The following is a 21,624-nucleotide window of genomic DNA, read 5'->3' as shown; positions in this document are numbered from 1 at the left end:
TTCTACACCTCTTCAATCAATTTAATAAATTCAGTAGTAAATTTTTCAAAAGTAACTGCCTCAAGTAATCGATGCTGAATATCCTTACGCTCGATCAGGGATACAATCGCTTTTGTTACTACAGTTAATCCATAGTTTTCATAAATGGAAGGGGATACCATAAAAACGAAATGAATCTTGGGATACTCTTCGTTCCAGTACACGCCTTCTTTCGAAATTGCGACACCAACTTTTGCAATCCTCCCAACAGGAATCGCTGGATGGGGAACTGCAATCGTAGAACTAAATAAAATCGTTCCTAATTTCGTTCGTTGGTTGATCTGACTTCTCATCTGCTCGATATAATGAGTCGATTCGTTTAATGACAATCGAGTCAACAATTCATTCATGATCTCCTCTTTAGTTTGAACTTGTGGACTATAATAAAAGTAATCTGCTGCAAGTTCGGTCAAGGAAGTTTCAATCGAATTCGTCATGCGATTGGTTTTTCGATCATAAATCGACGTATTTGATTTTTGTTTTCTGAGATACTGACGAATCATTTGGACTTCTTTATCAGGCAAAAATACACTGACATGAAAAACTGGAACTTTAAAGACCATAGTCGAAAGATCGATTGACGAAATAATCAGATCCACTTCTTCTAGCAATTGCTCGTCAATTTCATAGTAGCCTTTGACTGCTACGATATTCAGACGTTCTCCAAATTCTTTTTCCACTCGTGTTTTTAATAACTGGGCACTCCCGTATCCGGTTGCACAAATAATTAATACACGTGCTTTTTGATCATGTTTGATTTTTTCAAGTGAGGCTAAAAAATGTAAGGTGATATACGCCCACTCATCTTCACTGATCGTATAACTCGATAATGCAGGTAATTGCCCCATATAGTATTTAGTTAAATCAAATACTTCGGCATAATTTTCTTTGATTTCGTGTAACAAAGGATTTTCTTGGGCGATTTTTCGTTCTAGACGGATGAGCATCGGTTTAATATGCTCTAACAAACCATTAAACAGTTGATGGTCGGTTGCAAATGAATATCCAGTTTCGATCTGCATTTTGAATAACAAATCTTTTAGTGTATGCACTAATTCTGAATCTTCGTCCAAATTGGTATGATTAGATTTAGCCATTAAATGCAATGTCAGATAAGCACGTTCTTCGATTGGAAAATGAATTGGAACAATCGTTTCGATCCGTTCAATAATACGACCTGCCACTTCATATTCAATTCGTGTAGCAATCGATTCATCTAATCCTAAATTTTGGATATCTAGACCAGCTTGAATTCGTTTAATACTTAAAGAAAGATGCAACACAAGATTTTGAATAATAAAGTCAGACAATTTTAAGTGGGCTTCACGACATTCATCTAAAATAATGATTGTAAGTAGATCAAATCCAATCGCATCGCTCAATCCATTTTTAACTGAAATTGGTTGTAACACATTCATCGCATCTTTAGTAAAAAAATAATTCATCATAAAATGACGCTTTGCTCGTTCTTTTCCTTCAATAAAAAATCCTTGTTTATCTTTTTTTACCGTCAAATCATATGGTATAAGCTGCTGTTTGATTTCAGAGATATCTTTTAGCAATTGTGAGGTACTGATAAACAAAGACTCAGATAATTCATCTGGATCGATTTTTTGATCTTCTAACAGCATTAGATTTAATAAATATCGTTTCCGATCAGCGACTTCATTAATAGGATGGTTTAGTTCATTTATACCACCCAAATGGCAATCAGCCAAAAAGAGATCGAATGATTGTCGATCACTGATTTTTAGCTGATAGCCTAGACCTTGTTTTGCTATAATATTTGCACCATTGTGTTCAATTGTTGGTTTTAATTCACGAATATAATTGCGAATCGTGCGATCAGATAATGATAATTCTGTTGCTAATTCCTCACTCGTTTTAAACGTTCCTTTAGCGGTGATTAATAAGTTAATTAGATCACGTTGTTTTTGTTTCATCATTATCCTCGCTCCCATTAAATGTTCGCGCTAATCAAATCTCCTAATTGTTGTACACCAGTTGGAATCGGAATATAAGCTGGGAATGGAATACCTACTACAGGTTTTCCTACAGAATCGCCCACTTTTTTGAATTTATCCAAATACATAGTCGTTTGAGGACTGATCAAGAATAGATCGAAATCACTATCTTTAATCATTTTGTCGCCTTCTGTTGCTGGAACAGCATCGACTTCGATTTCTTGTCCTTTACTTTGGAAATATTCCGTTGCTTTTTTTGCCATTAATGATGATGACATTCCTGCTGCACAAATGATTAACGCTTTTTTCATAATGATTCTCTCCTTTTATTATACATAATTTTTAATAACCGATATTTTTTTCGTTCATTAGCTTTAACTTATCTACAGTATAAAAAGAAAGCGTTTTTATTTCAATTCAACTTTTTCCGTATCGATACGGAAAAAAATAAAAACACATCACGTTCCTTATTTAAATAGACACGTGATGTGTTGATTATTTACCTTTAGTCATTTCAAAAAAATGATTCAATGCTACTTTTTGTTCGATTTGCTGATTGCAACTCATGCTATCTACACAAATATAGTTTCCTTTTTTTGTGTACGTGCCGTCACCGGCTGTTTTGGTTTTTGCCAAAAACAAAGAGACATACTCGGTTTGCTGGCAGATAGCACACATATTTTTGATTCCCTTAGAAGATTGGACACCAGATACTCCTCTTAAGGTCCCCTCAATTTCTGTAATCAAAAATTTCCGTTGGGTGGCACTATCTTGCCACCCAATATACGTTGCTTCAGACAAATCCAATTTCTCCCAATCAGGTAACGACAATTTTTTTACTTTTTTAAATAAGCCTTGAATCGCTTGATCACTTGGCTGAGTAAAAGGCATAACTATTTGTTTAATCTCAGCTAATGCAAACTCTAATTGCTTGAATGTCATTTTTTTATCCATTAATTGAAGTGAAAAATGCTTGATCGCATCGTTCATCACTGGAAAAAGTTGATCCATCTTATCTAAGGTCATCATTTGTATTGCTGCGATCGTTTGGTCATCACTTACGGTTTTATACGTATTGATCAACTGTTTGCTTATCCGTTTAAGCGTCACAAACTGATAAGGCTCGATAGTCGCTGTCATTGCGCACCCTCTTTTATGTTTTTTTACGACGCTGTGTCCGAGACATCGTCATCGTGTGGCTTTCTAGTGGGGTTTCACTTTTAGCTAGTAGTGTCAGATGATAGGGCTCATGATAACGAAAACCATCTTTTACAAAATCACCACCAGTTACATATAAGCCCACTGGTTCTAATTTTTCTGCTGATTTATGCTCGATTCGACCGATTGGAACTAGCGACTGATAGCTTGTTCCAATTTGTAACTCATACTGATTCTGATGGATCCGTTTTACAAAATAGTAAGGATAGATCGTATTCCATTCGATCAAATAGCCTTCTGTTTGATTTAGATCATTTACCGAAATAACTTTTTTATCGATCAATTCTTGCATATTCATCGCTAAAATCAATTCATAATCATCATAAAAATCGACTTCGATCTCTTTTGTATCTACAGCTTTCATCGTTTTGGTATTGGATTTAGCCTCTTGCTGAATATTAAATACTTCATCTGGTAGATATTTAACAAATAGCTGTGTGACATCTGCTTTTAAATTTTTATCAAAAAAGTAATAAAAGATATTCAATACAATAAAATAAATCAACACGATAAAGACAATACTATACAATACAAATTGAAGATAATTTTCATTTTGCAACAATCCATACACAATACGCAAAATATAAAGTGTTGGAAAAATACTTAATATCGTATAACTACGGTTCAAGTATTTTGGACTAATATCTAAATAACCTAAAAATTTATTGATTCCATTGATAATATCTAATAAAAAACTCATTGACTTGCACCTGCCTCGTCACTTGGTGTACTTGCATTAAAGTTATTTACGTTTTCTTCAACCGATGAAGATGGAAGTGTTTCAGATTCTGAAGTAACCGTACTTTCCTCGCTTGATATACTGCTTTCTTCGCTAGTGATTGTACTTGTTTCTTGATCTTGCGATTCATATACTTTTGGTGTTTGTGTTTGTTCCACACTCGATTCTACAGTTTGCTGTGTTCGTGTATCTGATGTGGTCGACTCATTTGAGCGATTTGTGTCACTGATCGTCGTAGTCGTTGACGAGCTGTTCGTGCTAGGGGCACGATAACTTGAACTGTTGACGACCGTCGTAGCAGTAGCCACCAAAACAGAAATTGTTAGTAATGCAATTGGTTTTAAAATAGGCGGAACTTTTCTCATTGGACTCATGCTCCTTTTATAGTATCGAAAATATCCTACCACAATTTCTTTCAAAAAAAATGTTTATTTTCTGAAATTTGCTGTTAAATTAAGATTTATTTAACTCTTTTTAAATCGTAGTACTTTGCTAACATGGTATTTGACTGTAGAATATGTTAAACTTTCAACTAGATATCATGAACTTGTGAAAAGGAGAACGCTATGAAAACATTCGATCGTGTTGAAAGCATAATTTATTTTTTACTCTCTGCCGGACTGATCGGTTTTTCTGCGTACGCTTTAATGGGCGCATTGACTCACCATTTGTGGGAATCGATCGCGTTATTATTTTTTTTATTTCTACTTGGATTAACATTTGCTTCCTACGGTTTTGTTCGTTGGATGAAACTTCGTGAAACGTATCGTTATCTTTCTTATTATCGTACGTATTTATTGATTCAATTTATAACCTTTGCCTATTTAACCTTTTTAGGAAGTATCGCACATTTTGTCTTTGATGAACCACTTGGCATTAGTTGTGCCTTGATTGGTTTAAGTATTACGATTCTATCTGTGATCCCAATTTATTTTTCGTTTAAATAAAAAGACATCCCTAAGATGAAGGATGTCTTTTTGCTTACCCTTTTAAAGGTGTTTTTGTTTCAAAAAGTGGACTTACAGGCTTGTTCTCATGAATACGTTTAATTGCTTCTGCTACTAATTTTCCAACACTAACTTCATCGATTTTTTCAATTTTACGTTCTTCTGGTAAATTGATTGAATCGGTTACCACTAGACGTTCGATTGCAGAATCTTGAATACGTTCTAATGCTGGTCCAGATAAAACTGGATGCGTACAAGAAGCGTAGACTGTTTTAGCACCAGCTTCTTTTAGCGCATTAGCAGCTAACGTAATTGTTCCTGCTGTATCAATAATATCATCGATCAAGACACATACTTTACCATCTACACGACCAATAATATTCATGACTTCCGCAACATTTGCACGTGGGCGACGTTTATCGATAATCGCAATTGGTGCTTTTAAAAATTCAGCTAATTTACGTGCTCTTGTTACACCACCATGGTCTGGTGAAACAACCACTACATCATCGCCTTGAATACCTTTTTCTAAGAAATAATTTGCAATCAATGGTGCTCCCATTAAATGATCCACCGGGATATCAAAGAATCCTTGGATTTGTGCTGCATGTAGATCTAATGTGACCATACGTGTTGCACCAGCTTTTTGAATCATATTGGCAACTAATTTTGCCGTAATCGGTTCACGAGAACGCGCTTTACGATCTTGTCTTGCATATCCATAATAAGGCATTACAATGTTGATTGTTTTTGCACTTGCACGTTTCAATGCATCGATCATGATCAATAGTTCCATTAAGTTATCGTTGACTGGGCTACTAGTAGATTGAATGATGTATACGTGCGAACCACGAATACTTTCTTCGATATTTACTTGGATTTCGCCATCACTAAATTGTTTAACAGAACATTTTCCTAATTCTACACCGACCGCAGCTGCAATTTTTTCAGCTAAAGGACGATTAGAATTTAAGGCAAAAATCTTTAACTTTGGATCAAAATACTGGTTTAACATGAGAACCTCCACTTTCTATACCTAAAACTAGAATCCGACACGTTTCTAGAAATCTCTTACTCATAAATAGTAGTCATTTTTGTTTGATAAATCAAGTGATTCCGTTATTCTTATTGATTATAAGGAAGTTTTTTTGCGAAATCGACTTTATTTTCTTGGCGTGTGCGCGCAATTCCCATTCCATTTTCTGGAATATCGTTAGTAATTGTCGATCCAGCAGCAACAACCGCATTGTCTCCCAAACTTACTGGTCCAACCAAATTAGAAGCAGAACCAATAAACGCATGATCGCCAACTGTTGTATGGTGTTTATGCTTGCCATCGTAATTTACAAAAACAACTCCACATCCTACATTGATCTCTTTTCCTAAAGTAGCATCTCCTACATACGTTAGATGTCCCACTTTTGTATGTTCTCCAATCACTGCTTTTTTCACTTCAACAAAGTTCCCAATATGTGCATGTTCATGGATTTCTGCTTGTGGACGTAGATGAGCAAAAGGCCCCACATCAACATGGTCACGGATCGTACTTTCTTCGATGACAGATGAGTAAATGCTTACGTCATTTCCAATCGTACTGTCGATAATTTGTGTTTGACCAGAAATAAAGCAATTTTCACCGATTGTCGTATTTCCTTTTAAAAATACGCCAGGCTCAATAACCGTTTCAGCACCGATTGTAATTCCTGCTTCGATATAGGTACTTTCTGGATCCACAAAAGATACGCCATTACGCATGTGTTCAGTATTGATACGTTGGCGCATAATACGATTCGCTTCTGCTAAAGCAACACGATCATTTACACCGATCGATTCTTCAAAATTTTCTGTTTGATAAGCAGCTACAGTGTGATCCGCTTTTTTCAAGATTTCAATAATATCTGTTAAGTAATATTCACCTTGCGCATTATTGGTATCGACTTGATTTAACGCCTCAAACAATAATTCGTTATCAAAGCAATAGGTCCCTGTATTAATTTCTTGAACTTGTGCTTCACTAACTGAAGCATCTTTTTGTTCGACGATTTTTTCAACGATCCCCACGCGATCCCGAATAATCCGTCCATAACCTGTTGGATCTTCAGCATGCGCCGTTAAAATAGTTGCCGATGCATGTTTTCCTTCATGGTATTCAAATAAGCGCTCTAATGTTTCACTAGTTAATAAAGGAGTATCCCCACTAATAACTAAAGTTGTGCCTTTTTTTCCTTGTAAAAATGGAGTTGCTTGTAATACGGCATGTCCAGTACCTAATTGTTCAGCTTGCAATGCATATGCACTACGTTCACCTAGTTGTGCTTTCACTAAATCTGCCCCATGACCTACTATTGTGACGATTTCAGTTGGTGAAAGTTCTGTAACTCGATTCATAATATGTTCGACCATTGGTTTTCCACATACTGGGTGTAGTACTTTATATAACTTTGACTTCATACGAGTACCTTTACCCGCAGCCAAAATAATTGCATAACGTGATTCCACACGATTCACTCCAATTCTGTATTTTCTCGTTTAAGTGTAGCCTACTTCATCGACTTTTTCAAACTCTTTTACCACACAAAAACTAACCCTAGTCAACGACTAAGGCTAGTGATTTTAATCTAGTTCATTGAAATAGTTTCCTGGTACAACAGAAATCGATTTAGTTTGTGTGTCGACATCTTCTACGTATAGTAATGATGTATAATCTGTAACTGCTCGTTTTCCTTTAAAATTCGCTTCGGCAAAAACGGTAACCCCGACTAATTCTGCTTCAAATTCTTCGATCAAGCCTTGCATACCATTGATTGTGCCGCCGCCTTTCATGAAGTCATCTACGACTAATACACGTGATCCACGTTTTAAGCTGCGTTTTGACAATTCCATTTTTTCAATACGTTCAGAAGAACCTGACACATAATTGACACTGACAGTGGAACCTTCTGTGATTTTTGAATCACGACGTACGATAACAAAAGGCACATTTAAATAATACGATACGGCTTGAGCAATCGGCACACCTTTAGTGGCAACTGTCATCACGGCATCGATTTCTTGTCCTAAATATTTTGATGCAATAATACGTCCGACCTGACGTAATAATTCTGGTTCTCCTAATAGGTCAGATAGATAGACATATCCTCCTGGAAGTAAACGCGTTTGGTCCGATAGGCGATTGGCTAGTTCTTGCAGGTAACCTTTTGTTTCTTCTGACGTAATCGTTGGAATAAATTTTACGCCGCCAGCTGCACCAGGAATGGTCTCTAAAATTCCAGTTCCTCTTTGGTTAAATGTTTTTTTCACGATGGCTAAATCTTCACTGATAGAAGATTTGGCTGAGTCGTACCGTTTTGCGAAAAATGTTAATGAGATTAATTCATGTGGATGATCCAATAAATAATGAGTCATATCGATCAATCGCTCACTTCGACGCACTTTCATTTGTTTTTTGCCCCTTTTTATTTTCTATTTTTCCTCATTATATAGTCTTTTACTAATTTTTACGAGTATTTTCTAATAATATCAAAAAAACGTTCGTAAATAATGAAATAAAGATAAAAAAATAGCGAGAAATTTTCGTTTCTCGCTCATAAACCTATGATTTTTCATGAAAGTTTCGTTGCTTTTGAATCTGGATTCTCACAATAAGACTGCGAATGACTTGTACTACTAAAAATAATCCAATAAAGACTAGCGTGATCGTTGCGCCTGGTGGGGTATCCAAATAAAACGAGCCGGTTAAACCACTCAACATACCTATCAATCCTACTCCCACGCTGATCAATAATACCGCAGAAAAACTTTTTCCAATCTTCATACTGATTGCAGCAGGTAATACCATGATCGCTGAGATCAACAAGGCACCTGCGATTGGAATCATCACTGCAATCGCAATACCGGTTAAAATATTAAAACACATCGACATCAAACGCACAGGTAAGCCATCGACTTCTGCTGTATCTTCATCAAACGTCAGGACATACATCGGACGTCTAAAGAATAAAAACATGAGAATCAATAGCGCACATAATCCACCTAAAAAATACAATTGTGAAGTTGTAATGGTCACAATCGAACCAAATAGATAGGATTGAACGCTAACTGCGGAATTCCCACCGTTTAGATTCATCAAAACTAGCGCCAATGCTAGACCACCTGCCATCAAAATAGCAATCGAGATTTCAGAATATGTACGATAAATCGTACGTAAATATTCTAAAAGAATTGCTGCAACAACGACTACAATCAACGTAGTAAATGTTGGATTCAGATTTAAAACAAACCCTAAGGCCACACCTGCTAACGAAACATGTGATAAGGTATCGGCCATCAAAGATTGTCGACGCAAGACTAAAAACACACCTAGCATAGGGGCAATCCCGGCAATAAAAATCGCTGCTAAGAAGGCTTTTCTCATGAATTCAAGTGAAAGCAACGCCATGGAGTTCCCTCCTTTCGAACTAAATGGATGTGACGATCAGCGTAGGCTTGAATATCCTCGTGATCATGTGTAATCATTAAAATTGATTTTTGATGTTGATGCGCACTGTGACGCAATAATCGATAAAACTCTTGTCTGGATTGATCATCCATTCCGGTAGTCGGCTCATCTAAGACAAATAAGTCAGGATCTGTTGCGAACATTCTAGCTAAACTAATTCGTTGTTTCTGACCACCAGATAACGCACCCACACGTTTATGGCGCATCTCCCACATCCCTACTGATTCTAAAGCTTTTTGCACATGTTGGTGATCTCGTTTAGTCAAGCGCTTGAACCAGCGTCCTCTTGGGTAACGTCCAGATTGAACGAGTTCCAAAACCGTACTTGGAAACCCAACATTATAAGAAGCAATCTGCTGGGGGATGTAGCCGATGCTCAGTTTATTTCCTGCAACATTTTCTTTAGCAATCGTTACTTTCCCTTGCGCGGGTTTTAATAAACCAAGCGTAGAACGGACTAAAGTTGATTTTGCTGCTCCATTTTCTCCTGTTAAAATTACAAATTCTCCACTGTCTACATGATAGCTGATATCAGAAAGAACTGGTTCATCGTCATAATAAAAGGTTAAGTTTTGCACGTCAATATAACGCATATCACACTCTCCTTATCCTTAATAAATGCTTTTTTTCAAAGCTTCCAAATTCTGTTCCATAATACTAATATAGGTTTCACCAGCATCCATTTGTTTTTTCGTCAGGCTTTCCAAAGGATTCAACACTGCTAATTCAACTCCTGTTTCATTCGACAGAGTCTCTGCAACTTTAGAAGAAGCATTTTCTTCAAAATAAATCACACGTACATCATGTTCTTTAACATAAGTTTTTAATTCAGCTAATCGACTTGGTGAAGGTTCCTGTTCAGCAGAAATCCCGGTAATTGATTCTTGTGTTAAATCATACTGGTGTGCTAAATAGCTAAACGCAGCATGTTGTGTAACAAAGGTACGATGAGTTGCGCCTTTGAATGCTTCTTGATACTTAGTATTTAACTGTTCTAATTCTTTAATATAGGCATCCGCGTTTTTTTCAAAAATTGCTTTTTTAGCAGGATACTGCGCAGCTAAACGCGTTTCGATTTCTTGTACTTCTTTTACTGCAAGCACAGGATCCGTCCAAACATGAGGATCTTCAGAATGATTATGTCCATCCTCTTCTGTCTCATGATCACCAGATTCCTCTAAAGCAATCGTTGATGCTGCTTCGATAACTAAAGTATGTTTCGGATCGAGATTTTTTTGGGCGCTAGTTACCCAACTTTCCAACTCTTGGCTGTTATAAACAAAGACATCGGATTTTGCTATTTTCGCCATATCTTTTGCACTAGGTTCATAATCATGTGGTTCAGTACCAGCAGGGATTAACAAGCTGACTTCACCTTCATCTCCTAGTACTTCTTTAGTAAATTCATACATCGGATAAAAAGTCGCGATTGCTTGAATCTTATCTGTTGTGGATTCTTTTTTATTACTAGAGTTAGATTGACCACATCCAGTTAAAACTAAGCCTAATCCTACAATAATAAACGGAATTAATTTCTTATATGTCATTTGATTTCCTCACTTTTATTTTATAAATCGGAATTTTTACGATTTAATGCAAAGAATAATTTATCAGAGGAATTCATTTTCGTCAATGATTACGCTATAATTTCCGATTTATCACGTTATTTTTGCTTTAAATCGTAAGACATCGGAATTATCATACATATCAAAAAAACTATCCTGATATATCAGGATAGTTTTTTTGATCAATGTAATGTTCGTACTAGATAGACTTCATCACAAAAACCTTTGAGTCCATTTACGATACGTTGTGCTCGCGATTGTTTTTGGCATAAGGCAAATACAGTCGGACCACTTCCACTCATCAGTGCAATATCTGCACCATATTTCATCATTCGATCTTTGATTTGTTGTACCACAGGGTAGCGCGGAATGGTTGTACTTTCCAAACTATTTCCCATAGACGCAATCATTTCAGCATAATCGTGTTGACAGATAGCTTCTTTAAGACGTGGCATATCTGGATGATGCAGTTGATCTACTTCTACTTGTTGAAAAATTTTACGTGTAGACACACTAATTTTAGGTTTTACCAACACTACCCAACTGGCAGGCATTGGTGGCAGCGTTTGTACAATTTCACCTTTTCCTAAAATATGCGCCGTGGAGCCATGTAAACAAAAAGGGACATCTGTTCCAATTTCAACACCGATTTGAATCATTTCTTCCATTGAAAGGTTCAACTCGAATAATCGATTTAAGCCACGTAATGTAGCTGCGCAATCAGAACTTCCTCCACCAAGGCCAGCTGAAACAGGAATCGATTTTTCTACAGTGATTTTTACCCCTTTGGTAATCCCATAACGTTGTTTGATTTTTTCAGCTGCTTGATAAACATTATTTCGTTTATCTAGTGGTAAAAAAGCCTTATTAGTTTCTAAGATAATCTTATCTTCTAAAAGTAGTTCAAAAGTTAATCGATCTGCCAAATCTACGCTTGCCATTACCATTTCTAATTCGTGGTATCCATCCGTTCGCTTATATAATACATCTAATCCGAGATTAATCTTCGCTGGTGCTTTTTCGAAAATCTCCATATTCCTCACCTTATCATAGTTTCTATTTTTTCTATCATATCAGATTTTTTGAAAACTATCTCAATTTAAGGTGCATTTCTTCTTCAAACTAGTATATTCTTATTTTTTGAAACCCTTCCCATTTTTTGTTATAATCTTTATACATGTCTAGACAAGTATAAAAACTTAGCCTAAAATCAATATAAGTAGTCAATCAACTATCCACTATACATATTTTTTCGATACCATTCTATATTGGTTCATTAATCAACTAAATAAAAAAGGAGACTTTACGTGAATAAGTTCAAGGAAATTTTTTTAGATTTAGAACAAAAAATATTAGCTAATGAATATCCCGCACATACACTACTGCCTAGCGAGAATCAATTGATCACTATTTATGGAGTTTCCCGCGAGACCGTTCGTAAAGCATTACAGCTTTTGTTAAATGCTGGATACATCCAAAAAAAACAAGGTAAGGGATCGATTGTACTAGATACAAATCGAATGGACTTTCCAATTTCAGGATTGGCGAGTTACAAAGAGTTGCAAGACGCACAAAGTATTCCGAGTGAAACGAGTGTGGTAGAAATTTCGCTGACAAAAGTATCAAAACGTATCCACGAAGCGACTAATTGGCCTATTGATGCTCCAGTTTGGAAATTAGTCCGACAACGGCGAATCAATAAAGAAGTCGTGATTTTAGATAAAGATTACTTACTTCAAAGTATTATTCCAGAAATTTCACCTGAGCATGCTGAAGGATCGATTTATGATTATTTTGAAAATGATTTAAATTTATCCATTGCATTTGCACGCCGTGAAATTACAGTAGATCCTGTAAGCAAAGAATTCCGCTCCTTAATGAGTCTTCATCCAGAAGATCAAAATGTGATCACGATTCGTAGTTCAGTCTATCTAGATGACTCTCGCTGTTTTGAATATACTGAGTCAATCCATCGACTAGATCGTTTTAAATTTATCAATTATGTCTATCGTAAAAAATAAAAAAGTGCGAGAAGAATGTTCTTCTCACACTTTTTTTATTTAGCGTAATCTGTTGCTCGTGTCTCACGAATAACGGTAATTTTGATATGACCTGGATAATCCAAGTCATCTTCAATTTTTTTACGGATATCTCGAACTAAACGAACCGCTTCTAAATCAGAAATTTCTTCTGGTTTCACCATAACACGTACTTCACGCCCTGCTTGTACCGCAAAACTTGAGGCAACACCGGCAAATCCATTTGAAATATTTTCAAGATTTTCTAAACGACGGATATAGTTTTCTAATGATTCACTACGTGCACCTGGTCGTGCAGCGGATAGTGCATCGGCTGCTGCAACCAAAACTGAAATTACTGAAGTCGCTTCTGTATCGCCATGATGCGATGCAATTGCATTGATAACTACAGGGTTTTCTTTATACTTCGCAGCTAATTCTGCTCCAATTTCCACATGGGAGCCTTCAACTTCATGATCAAGTGCTTTCCCAATATCATGTAAGAAACCAGCACGCTTCGCTAATTGAACATCTTCACCAATCTCAGCGGCTAAAACACCAGCTAAACGAGCTACCTCGATCGAATGGTTTAAAACATTTTGACCATAACTTGTTCTAAAGCGTAAGCGACCCATGATTTTAATTAAATCAGGATGTAAAGTATGCGCACCTACTTCAAATGCGGCTTGTTCACCGTATTCACGAATCCGTTCGTCCATTTCTTTTCGTGATTTTTCAACCATTTCTTCGATACGAGCTGGATGGATACGACCATCTTGAATTAGTTTTTCCAAGGTCATTCTAGCGATCTCACGACGAATTGGATCAAATCCTGATAAAACGACCGCTTCTGGTGTATCATCAATAATCAAATCGATTCCAGTCAGTGTTTCTAAGGTACGAATATTACGTCCTTCACGACCAATGATCCGACCTTTCATTTCATCATTTGGTAATGTGACTACCGACACCGTTGTTTCAGATACTTGATCTGCTGCACAGCGTTGCAATGCTAATGAAAGTAAGTTCTTCGCTTTACGATCTGCTTCTTCTTTTGCTCGTTGTTCTGATTCTTTGACCATTATAGTTAATTCATGTGTCAACTCTTCTTCAGTTGATTTCATGATGACATCTTTTGCCGCTTCTTTTGTTAATCCAGCAATACGTTCTAACTCTGTTTGCTGAGTGGCAATTAATTCTTCAACCTTCTGTTCTCGCTCATCAATTTGAGATTGTCGCTCACTCACTCGTTGCTCTTTCGCCTCTAATGAATGCTCTCGTTTTTCTAAAGAATCGTCTTTTCGATCAAGAAGTTGTTCTCTTTGTAGTAAGCGATTTTCTTGTGATTTTAATTCAAGTTTGCTTTCTTTCAACTCTCTTTCAATCTCTGATCGGTGCTGTTGATTCTCTTCTTTTGCTTCTAGTAACATTTCTTTTTTCAAGGTATCTGCTTCTTTTCTTGCTTGTGCAAGAATAGCGGATGCCGACTGTTGTGCATCGTCTAATTCTTTTTGTCGACGCGCATTAGACTTCACCATCGCTAGTAACCCTAAACCAAGACCGACAAATAAACTGAGGATAGCGAGGAGAAGTATCAGCATTGTGCTCATCGAATCACCTCCAACTATCTTATTTTTTACTATGTTTGTAGTTTTTTGATAAACTATTTTTGATTTATCTTATCAATATGCCTACTTGCATATGTGCTTGTCACACAATTTCATTCTAAAGGCTTACGGAAAGAGTGTCAACTTAAAAAGGAGGAAACCCTTGTTTATCATTTAAAATAATAAAGCGATTTCTAAAAAAACATTGTTTCCTATTTTATCGTCCACTAATTCTTTTTTATTCTCTAAACTTAAACTATTTTTGGTATAAAAAAAGAAGCCCGATCAAATTTGATCGAGACAACTTTATAATATTTATTCTACAGTTTCTTCAACTGTCTCTTCTACTATTGTTTCACCTGTACCAATACCATAAGCATCACGTACACGGGCAGATACTTCTTCTACCATCTCTGGATGTTCTTTCATATACTGCTTGACATTCTCACGGCCTTGTCCAATACGATCGCCTTTATATGAATACCAAGCTCCACTCTTATCGATAATATCCATTTCTGCAGCCATATCAAGCAATTCTCCAACTTGAGAAATTCCTTCTCCATACATAATATCGACTTCGGCAATACGGAAAGGTGGTGCAACTTTATTTTTGACAATTTTTATTTTGGTACGGTTTCCGATGATATCTGTACCAGATTTCAATTGCTCTGCACGACGAACTTCTAAACGAATCGTAGCATAAAACTTCAATGCACGTCCTCCAGGAGTCGTCTCTGGATTTCCAAACATCACGCCCACTTTTTCACGGATTTGATTGATAAAAATTGCAATTGTTTTTGTTTTATTGATTGATCCTGAAAGTTTACGTAGAGCTTGAGACATCAAACGTGCTTGTAACCCCACGTGTGAAGCACCCATTTCACCGTCGATTTCAGCACGTGGAACTAATGCTGCAACAGAATCGACAACAACCATATCTACAGCACCACTTGAAACTAAAGCATCCGCAATCTCAAGTCCTTGTTCTCCTGTATCTGGTTGTGATAAAAGTAAATCATCAATATTTACACCAAGATTAGAAGCATATTTAGGATCTAAAGCATGTTCCGCATCAATAAAAGCTGCTGTTCCACCATTTTTTTGAACTTCAGCTATAGCATGTAATGCAACTGTTGTTTTACCAGAACTTTCTGGTCCATATACTTCAATTATACGGCCTCTTGGGTAACCACCTACACCTAACGCAACATCTAAGGCTAACGAGCCACTCGGGATAGTTGAAATTTGTTGATCAACTTTTTCACCAAGCTTCATAACGGCACCTTTACCGAAATTTTTCTCAATTTTTTTCAACGCAGCATCTAAGGCTGCTTTACGATCATCTGCCACTAGACAATCCTCCTTTTCCGTTCACTTCTATATAATATGATAGCCTTTATATTAGTAAAAAGCAAGAAAAAGCGAACAAATATTCGCCTATTTCTACTTTCTTAACAATTCTTTTCGAACCAAATCAAAAGCTGCCATGACGGCATTTTGACGAATAGATTGGCGATCTCTAGGAAAGTAAAATTCTTGGACGAGCGTTCTAGATGGAGTTGAAAGTCCAATATATACTGTCCCCACTTCTTTTCCTTCAAGTTTATCTGGTCCTGCAACTCCGGTCAGAGATAATCCATAGTCTGAATTAGAACGTATACGAATGTTTCGTGCCATTTCACGAGCACAAATTTCTGATACAGTACCTTCTTTTTCTAGCAATTCTTTAGGAATATCCAATAAATCTTGTTTCATTTTTGCATCGTAGACAACGACACCACCTTTAAAGATTTCAGAAACACCTGGAATTTCTCCAAAAGTCGCTTGAACTAAGCCTGAAGTTAGACTCTCTGCGACAGCTATCGTTTGCTGCGTATGTTTTAACTGCTCTACAACTACTTTTGCTAACGAATTTTGGTCACCGTAGCCATAGAAGTAGTCGCCTACTTGATCTAAAATCTTCTGTTCTAATTGATCTAACTGTGTATTTCCCCATTCTTTAGAATCTGTTTTTACCGTCAAACGCAATGTCACTTCATTTGGTTTTGCATAAGGGGCTACTGTAGGATTGGTTTGATTTTCAATCAAATCTGCAAGTTCCGTTACTAAACGTGATTCTCCGATACCATAAAAACGCAATACACGAGAAATCAAATGATCTTTTTGTAGAAACTGTTTTGCAATAAGTGGTAGTGCATGATGATAGACCATAGGCTTCAACTCGTTTGGTGGACCTGGAAATAGTAGATAGTTTGTTTGAGTTTCCTCATCAACATATAACATACCCACAGCTAAGCCCGTCTCATTTTCTAAAGGAACTGCCCCTTCAATGATCAATGCCTGTAGCAAATTATTTTCTGTCATTTCTTGATTTCTCTTCGCAAAAAAATCAACTAACTTTTGATAACCTTTTGGATCTTGTACTAATGATTTCCCTACATGTTTTGCAACAACTTGTTTCGTTAAATCATCTTTTGTCGGACCTAAACCACCACATAATATCACTAGATCGCTACGACTTTCTGCTAATGAGAGCAACTCTTCTAAACGTGCTTCATTGTCTCCCACCACACTTTGGTAATACATATCAATTCCTACATTTGCAAATTCTTCAGCTAAAAATGTAGCATTCGTATTCACAATCTGTCCCAATAATAATTCTGTCCCTACCGCGATGATTTCTGCTTTCATTTTAACTCCCCTATCTTTTATATACGCATTTTTTATAAAATCGACACTAAAATAGACTATGCGCTCATCTTCCTGACTACATTATAGCTCAAATAGAATACTTTCTTATTTGAAATGCTCTGTCAGATAAATGAACAGCATAGTCTATTTTTTACATAGATCCTTTGAATACCGCTGTATTTTTCATAAAATAATCGACACCTGAATAGATCGTAAAAATTAAACAAGCATATAGCATAATTTGATCTACTGGGATCCCCATATAGGCAAATGGCCAGTTATTGATCAATAATAAAATAATTGCAACCATCTGCGTTGCTGTTTTTACTTTTCCTGGCCAAGCCGCCGCCATGACCTCGCCGCCTTCTACTAGTAAAAGGCGCAGACCAGTTACTGCTAATTCACGACATACGATAATTGCGACGACCCAAGCTGGTGCTTTTCCAAGTGCCACTAACATGATAAAGGCTGTCATGACTAGCATTTTATCGGCCAAAGGATCGGCAAACTTCCCAAAATTTGTCACAAGGTTTTTAGCACGAGCAATGTACCCATCTAGCCAATCCGTTATACTTGCAATCGCAAATAAAATCGCCGCAACTAAATGTGTAACGGGCAATTGAATAGATTGTGCAGCTAAGGTTCCCCAATCAAATGGAACAGCAAGTACTATAATAAAAATAGGAATCATAAAAATTCGTAATACGGTTAATTTATTTGGTAAATTCACAGATTTTCTCCTTCTTTACTTATGAATAAGAGATATTTAAAACAACATTTTTTTGCAATGCTTCAAATTTAGGATCATTGAATTCAATGGCTTTTTTATTAGCCTGAACATCAATATATTCGCTAGCACCTAAAATCAACGTTGCATTCGTTGTTCCCTCAGGTAAGGCAAAGCTTTGTGTCACACCATCTTCAAACGTATACTGATATGCATAATCATTATTGATCATGACGCCAACCCAGCAACGACCGCCCTTTCCTTTAAATGTCAACGTAAGTGGTGCTTTAGCTTGTGTAATATTCATAGTAGCTTGAGCTTGAGTTGAAGTTACTCGCTCGATTTTCATAGTATTTGTTTCTTTTTTAGTACTTTCTTTGGTACTCTCTTTGGTACTTTCTTTTGTGCTCTCTTTGGTACTTTCTTTGGTTTCACTCGAAACAGAAGAGACCTGATTATCTACCGCTACTGAAGAACTTGTAGGGGTAATTGCTGGATTTGCTTTACGATCAGACCATGTCATATAAAATACAACAGAAAGTACGGTCATTGCGACCAATCCCAACAAAATCATAGGTAAAAAATCCATCCACGTCTTTTTTTGACGCTCTGCAACATGCTGTGCCTTACGAGACCCTTGAACAGTTGTCGGTTGTTCTCGTTCTGGCATTACCGTTTCTGGAGGCAATTGTCCTTCGTATAAGTGGACAAAATGTTCTCCATCTAAATCTACAGCAGCGGCATATTGTTTAATGAATGAGCGAATATAGAACTCACCCGGTAGTGCTGCAAAATTTCCTTCTTCTAATGCTTCAAGATATCTTTTTTGAATCTTTGTTTTTTGCTGTAACCCATCGATTGTTAAGTTTTTATTTAAACGGGCTGCCCGCAATTGTTCACCAATCAAAATCTCATTGCTCACTCGTTCATCTACTCCAGTCTACATATACGATTTTTTCTGATTGTTTCCCTATTAAAGATACCACAAATCAATTCTATCTTGGGAATAAAAACTAGAGTTTACAAATTTTTTAAAGGCTATCTTCATTTCCTTTATTTAACTGTGGAATGACATCGAATCGACTAAAGGCTTCTTCTTGAATAAAGGAATGGCCTGCTTTTAAAACGTCTGCCAATTCAACACTTTGAATGACTTCAGGAATATCAAATAAAGTAACAGTATCATACAGATCCTGAGTAAATTGGTTGGCAATAAATTCTAATGAATTTAATGATTGAAAGAACTTACCTAGCATTTTTTTCTTCAATAAAGCTAATGATTCTTCATTAATCGCTTCACTAGTATCAAACGTTAATAAAATTTGTTTTATTGCATGCTCAAATTCATCAGCCTGATCTGTATCACTTGAAAAGTCTGCAAAGTAAAATCCACGATCAATCGTCAATTCAAAACCAAATGTATCATCGATGATCCCTTTTTGATACAGCTCCAAATAATTATCAGAAGTATTTCCTAATAATAATTGAAATAACAATTGAAGAGATAATCTAAATTTGACTTTTTCCATTTCTTCTTCAGGTAAATGATGGAGTAATCCTTTAATCCCGACGACTGATTTAGTGCGTGTAACAGGCATTTCTAGTTGCGCATAGGGAGTAATATCTTCATATGTTTCATTCGGAAGTTCCCGAACGATTGGTCGAATCGGCTCAAACGATTTCTTCGCTTGATTTTGTTCAATCATATCCAACAGTTCATTCGGTTCAAAATCTCCTACAACGAATAATGTCATATTACTTGGATGATAAAACGTGTTGTAACAAAGATAAAGATCTTCTGCAGTAATTTCTGCAATGCTCGCAACAGTTCCAGCGATATCGATATGAACAGGATGATTTGGGAACAGATTACCAATAATACCAAAAAATTGACGCCAATTCGCATCGTCTTCATACATTTGAATTTCTTGTCCGATAATCCCTTTTTCTTTTTCTACTGTTTCTTTTGTAAAGTAAGGCTCTTGTACAAAATCTAATAGTGTCGTTAGATTTTCTTTGACACGATTGCTAGCAGAAAAAAGATAGCTAGTACGCGTGAAACTGGTAAACGCATTCGCGGAAGCTCCCTGTTCTCCAAAAACGTGAAAGACATCACCATCTTCTTTTTCAAATAATTTATGTTCCAAGAAATGCGCAATCCCATCTGGAACATGTTGGATCGTCTCATCCGTATGACCAAATGTATTGTCGATTGAACCATAGTTTGTACTAAACAAGCCATACGTCTTATGAAAACCTGGTTTTGGCAGTAGAAATATTTTTAATCCATTGTCTAAAATTTCTTTATATAACGTTTCATTGATTTGCTTGTATTCAATTTTCTCCATTGCGACTTTCTCCTTCTAAGCAAAATACTGCCTGTAACACTAAATCTTTAGCAACTTGTTGCACCTCTTGTTTAGTAACTGCCATAATTTCATGGATCATTTGTTCTTCAGTCCGTTTCATATGAGGGAGCCAATTTGTTAAAAATTGTTGTTCGATCAATGTTTGGACATAATCTTGAGAGAGTAAAAACTGATTTTTCAACATCTCTTTTGTCTGATTTAATTCTTTTTCACTGATATTTCCTTGTTGAATCGATAAGAGTTGTTCATGAATCAACTTCATTACACGTTCACGATTTTGACTATCGATTCCTGTTTGTACTGTGACCATCCCACGAAATGTATCGATACTACTTGATGCGTAATAGGCTAAGCTCGCTTTTTCTCGAACGTTAGTAAATAATTTAGAATGAGGGAACCCACCAAATAATCCATTGAATACAGTAAGTGCCATACGTTTTGAAGACTCATAATAAATACCAGAGCGATAAGCTAGATTCAGTTTGGCTTGTGTCACCGGCTCACGTAATATCTCTTCTTTTACAATATTGTTTTGGGCTACGTCTACATATAATTCAGGATGTACTCTTGGCGTATCTGAGAATTTCCACTGTGTGAAGCGTTGACGAACAGTTTCAACATCCACATCTCCTACAACAAATATATCAATTTGATCCTGTTGTAGCATTTGTTTATGTGTTTGATACAAGTCTTTTGCTGTTAGTTTAGCTAGGCGTTTTGCATCACCAAAACTAGGAACTTTTTGATCTTCATTTGCGTTAAAATACAATTCCTGTAACTTAAGCGAAGCATACGTTTGTTTGTCTTCTGAAATGCTCTCTAGATAAGCCAGCAAATTTTCTTTTTCAAGTACGAATGTCTCTTCATCAAAAGCATCTTGTGTAGTATTCGGCTCAAATAAAATCGTTTCTAAAAAATCAATTCCTTGTGTAAGTAAGGATTCGTCCGCGATATATTTTCCATTTACAATAGTCATTCCCACATTGACTTGATGCAAATTCCCTTTTTTCGCCACATTGATCCCAAAACTTGCCCCGTATAGTTCAGCTAGTTTCTTGCTTAGTGCCGTTTGCGTAGGATAAAGCTTGCTATTTGTTTCTAATAAACTAGTCAACAAGGTACGTTTTGTTGCTTCATCGGCTGTATGACGCCCTGTAAAGCGAATAAATAAACGTGTTGTTTTATATTTTTTAGTGGGAATAACCTGTAGTGTAATTCCTGCTTGTATAAGTTCCATTCGCT

General features: G+C 36.4%; 21 protein-coding genes. 2 read left to right on the top strand and 19 right to left on the bottom strand.

The genetic code is table 11. The features are described from left to right. Positions 1–2: 2 nt before the first annotated feature. From I573_RS04195 to I573_RS04175, 5 genes are all read right to left on the bottom strand, one after another. Complete coding sequence (locus I573_RS04195; protein ID WP_016186186.1) at positions 3–1,985, bottom strand: BglG family transcription antiterminator; 1,983 nt, start codon at positions 1,983–1,985, stop codon at positions 3–5. A 14-nt stretch (positions 1,986–1,999) separates the two neighbouring features. After that, positions 2,000–2,314, bottom strand: a complete 315-nt coding sequence (locus I573_RS04190) for a PTS cellobiose transporter subunit IIB (protein ID WP_016186187.1) — start codon at positions 2,312–2,314, stop codon at positions 2,000–2,002. Positions 2,315–2,498: 184 nt separating this feature from the next. After that, positions 2,499–3,143 (bottom strand): FusB/FusC family EF-G-binding protein, encoded by a 645-nt coding sequence (locus I573_RS04185; protein WP_016186188.1) that lies wholly within the window; start codon positions 3,141–3,143, stop codon positions 2,499–2,501. A 13-nt stretch (positions 3,144–3,156) separates the two neighbouring features. Continuing rightward, a complete protein-coding gene (locus I573_RS04180; RefSeq protein WP_016186189.1) occupies positions 3,157–3,921 on the bottom strand; it encodes a DUF6681 family protein in 765 nt (254 codons plus the stop codon). Beyond that, positions 3,918–4,325, bottom strand: coding sequence for a hypothetical protein (locus I573_RS04175; RefSeq protein WP_016186190.1), 408 nt, complete (start codon positions 4,323–4,325; stop codon positions 3,918–3,920). Before I573_RS04175 ends, I573_RS04180 begins: the two co-directional genes overlap by 4 nt. 201 nt (positions 4,326–4,526) lie before the next feature. Here I573_RS04175 and I573_RS04170 point away from each other — a divergent pair, with 201 nt between their 5' ends. Further along, complete coding sequence (locus tag I573_RS04170; protein ID WP_016186191.1) at positions 4,527–4,907, top strand: hypothetical protein; 381 nt, start codon at positions 4,527–4,529, stop codon at positions 4,905–4,907. A 34-nt stretch (positions 4,908–4,941) separates the two neighbouring features. On the opposite strand, the gene I573_RS04165 is transcribed toward I573_RS04170, so the two are convergent. The 7 genes from I573_RS04165 to ispE all read right to left on the bottom strand — a co-directional run bounded on the left by I573_RS04165 (position 4,942) and on the right by ispE (position 12,004). Further along, entirely contained in the window at positions 4,942–5,922 is a 981-nt protein-coding gene (locus tag I573_RS04165) for a ribose-phosphate diphosphokinase (RefSeq protein WP_016186192.1), read from the bottom strand. Positions 5,923–6,032: 110 nt separating this feature from the next. After that, a complete protein-coding gene (gene glmU / locus I573_RS04160; RefSeq protein WP_016186193.1) occupies positions 6,033–7,406 on the bottom strand; it encodes a bifunctional UDP-N-acetylglucosamine diphosphorylase/glucosamine-1-phosphate N-acetyltransferase GlmU in 1,374 nt (457 codons plus the stop codon). A 114-nt stretch (positions 7,407–7,520) separates the two neighbouring features. Beyond that, entirely contained in the window at positions 7,521–8,345 is an 825-nt protein-coding gene (purR, locus tag I573_RS04155; RefSeq protein ID WP_016186194.1) for a pur operon repressor, read from the bottom strand. A 154-nt stretch (positions 8,346–8,499) separates the two neighbouring features. Further along, the gene (locus tag I573_RS04150) at positions 8,500–9,345 is read right to left on the bottom strand and encodes a metal ABC transporter permease (RefSeq protein WP_016186195.1); all 846 of its coding nucleotides are present in this window, start codon (positions 9,343–9,345) and stop codon (positions 8,500–8,502) included. After that, on the bottom strand, positions 9,318–9,998 hold the full coding sequence (locus I573_RS04145) for a metal ABC transporter ATP-binding protein (protein WP_016186196.1): 681 nt from the start codon (positions 9,996–9,998) through the stop codon (positions 9,318–9,320). Before I573_RS04145 ends, I573_RS04150 begins: the two co-directional genes overlap by 28 nt. A gap of 18 nt (positions 9,999–10,016) precedes the next feature. Further along, positions 10,017–10,952 carry a metal ABC transporter substrate-binding protein gene (locus I573_RS04140; protein WP_016186197.1) on the bottom strand — a complete coding sequence of 312 codons (936 nt, stop codon included), beginning with the start codon at positions 10,950–10,952 and terminating at the stop codon, positions 10,017–10,019. Between the two features lie 200 nt (positions 10,953–11,152). Further along, on the bottom strand, positions 11,153–12,004 hold the full coding sequence (gene ispE, locus I573_RS04135; RefSeq protein ID WP_016186198.1) for a 4-(cytidine 5'-diphospho)-2-C-methyl-D-erythritol kinase: 852 nt from the start codon (positions 12,002–12,004) through the stop codon (positions 11,153–11,155). A gap of 273 nt (positions 12,005–12,277) precedes the next feature. On the opposite strand from ispE, the gene treR reads away from it, so the two are divergent. Further along, on the top strand, positions 12,278–12,991 hold the full coding sequence (gene treR, locus I573_RS04130) for a trehalose operon repressor (protein WP_016186199.1): 714 nt from the start codon (positions 12,278–12,280) through the stop codon (positions 12,989–12,991). Positions 12,992–13,026: 35 nt separating this feature from the next. On the opposite strand, the gene rny is transcribed toward treR, so the two are convergent. From rny to yfmF, 7 genes are all read right to left on the bottom strand, one after another. Next, complete coding sequence (gene rny / locus I573_RS04125) at positions 13,027–14,589, bottom strand: ribonuclease Y (protein ID WP_425387043.1); 1,563 nt, start codon at positions 14,587–14,589, stop codon at positions 13,027–13,029. A 321-nt stretch (positions 14,590–14,910) separates the two neighbouring features. Beyond that, positions 14,911–15,945 carry a recombinase RecA gene (recA, locus tag I573_RS04120; RefSeq protein WP_016186201.1) on the bottom strand — a complete coding sequence of 345 codons (1,035 nt, stop codon included), beginning with the start codon at positions 15,943–15,945 and terminating at the stop codon, positions 14,911–14,913. A gap of 93 nt (positions 15,946–16,038) precedes the next feature. Next, entirely contained in the window at positions 16,039–17,286 is a 1,248-nt protein-coding gene (locus I573_RS04115) for a competence/damage-inducible protein A (protein WP_016186202.1), read from the bottom strand. Positions 17,287–17,437: 151 nt separating this feature from the next. Further along, positions 17,438–18,016, bottom strand: a complete 579-nt coding sequence (pgsA, locus tag I573_RS04110) for a CDP-diacylglycerol--glycerol-3-phosphate 3-phosphatidyltransferase (RefSeq protein WP_016186203.1) — start codon at positions 18,014–18,016, stop codon at positions 17,438–17,440. Between the two features lie 19 nt (positions 18,017–18,035). Next, a complete protein-coding gene (locus tag I573_RS04105) occupies positions 18,036–18,935 on the bottom strand; it encodes a helix-turn-helix domain-containing protein (protein ID WP_016186204.1) in 900 nt (299 codons plus the stop codon). A gap of 109 nt (positions 18,936–19,044) precedes the next feature. Then, positions 19,045–20,361, bottom strand: a complete 1,317-nt coding sequence (yfmH, locus tag I573_RS04100; protein ID WP_016186205.1) for an EF-P 5-aminopentanol modification-associated protein YfmH — start codon at positions 20,359–20,361, stop codon at positions 19,045–19,047. Continuing rightward, positions 20,348–21,619: an EF-P 5-aminopentanol modification-associated protein YfmF gene (yfmF, locus tag I573_RS04095; protein ID WP_016186206.1), complete on the bottom strand. Its 1,272-nt coding sequence runs from the start codon at positions 21,617–21,619 to the stop codon at positions 20,348–20,350. Before yfmF ends, yfmH begins: the two co-directional genes overlap by 14 nt. Positions 21,620–21,624 lie beyond the last annotated feature (5 nt).

It is taken from the genome of Enterococcus sulfureus ATCC 49903 (assembly GCF_000407605.1).
Classification (GTDB): Bacteria; Bacillota; Bacilli; order Lactobacillales; family Enterococcaceae; genus Enterococcus_G; species Enterococcus_G sulfureus.
Note: the sequence above shows the minus strand (reverse complement) of the source record. Positions and strands in the feature narration are given on the sequence as shown.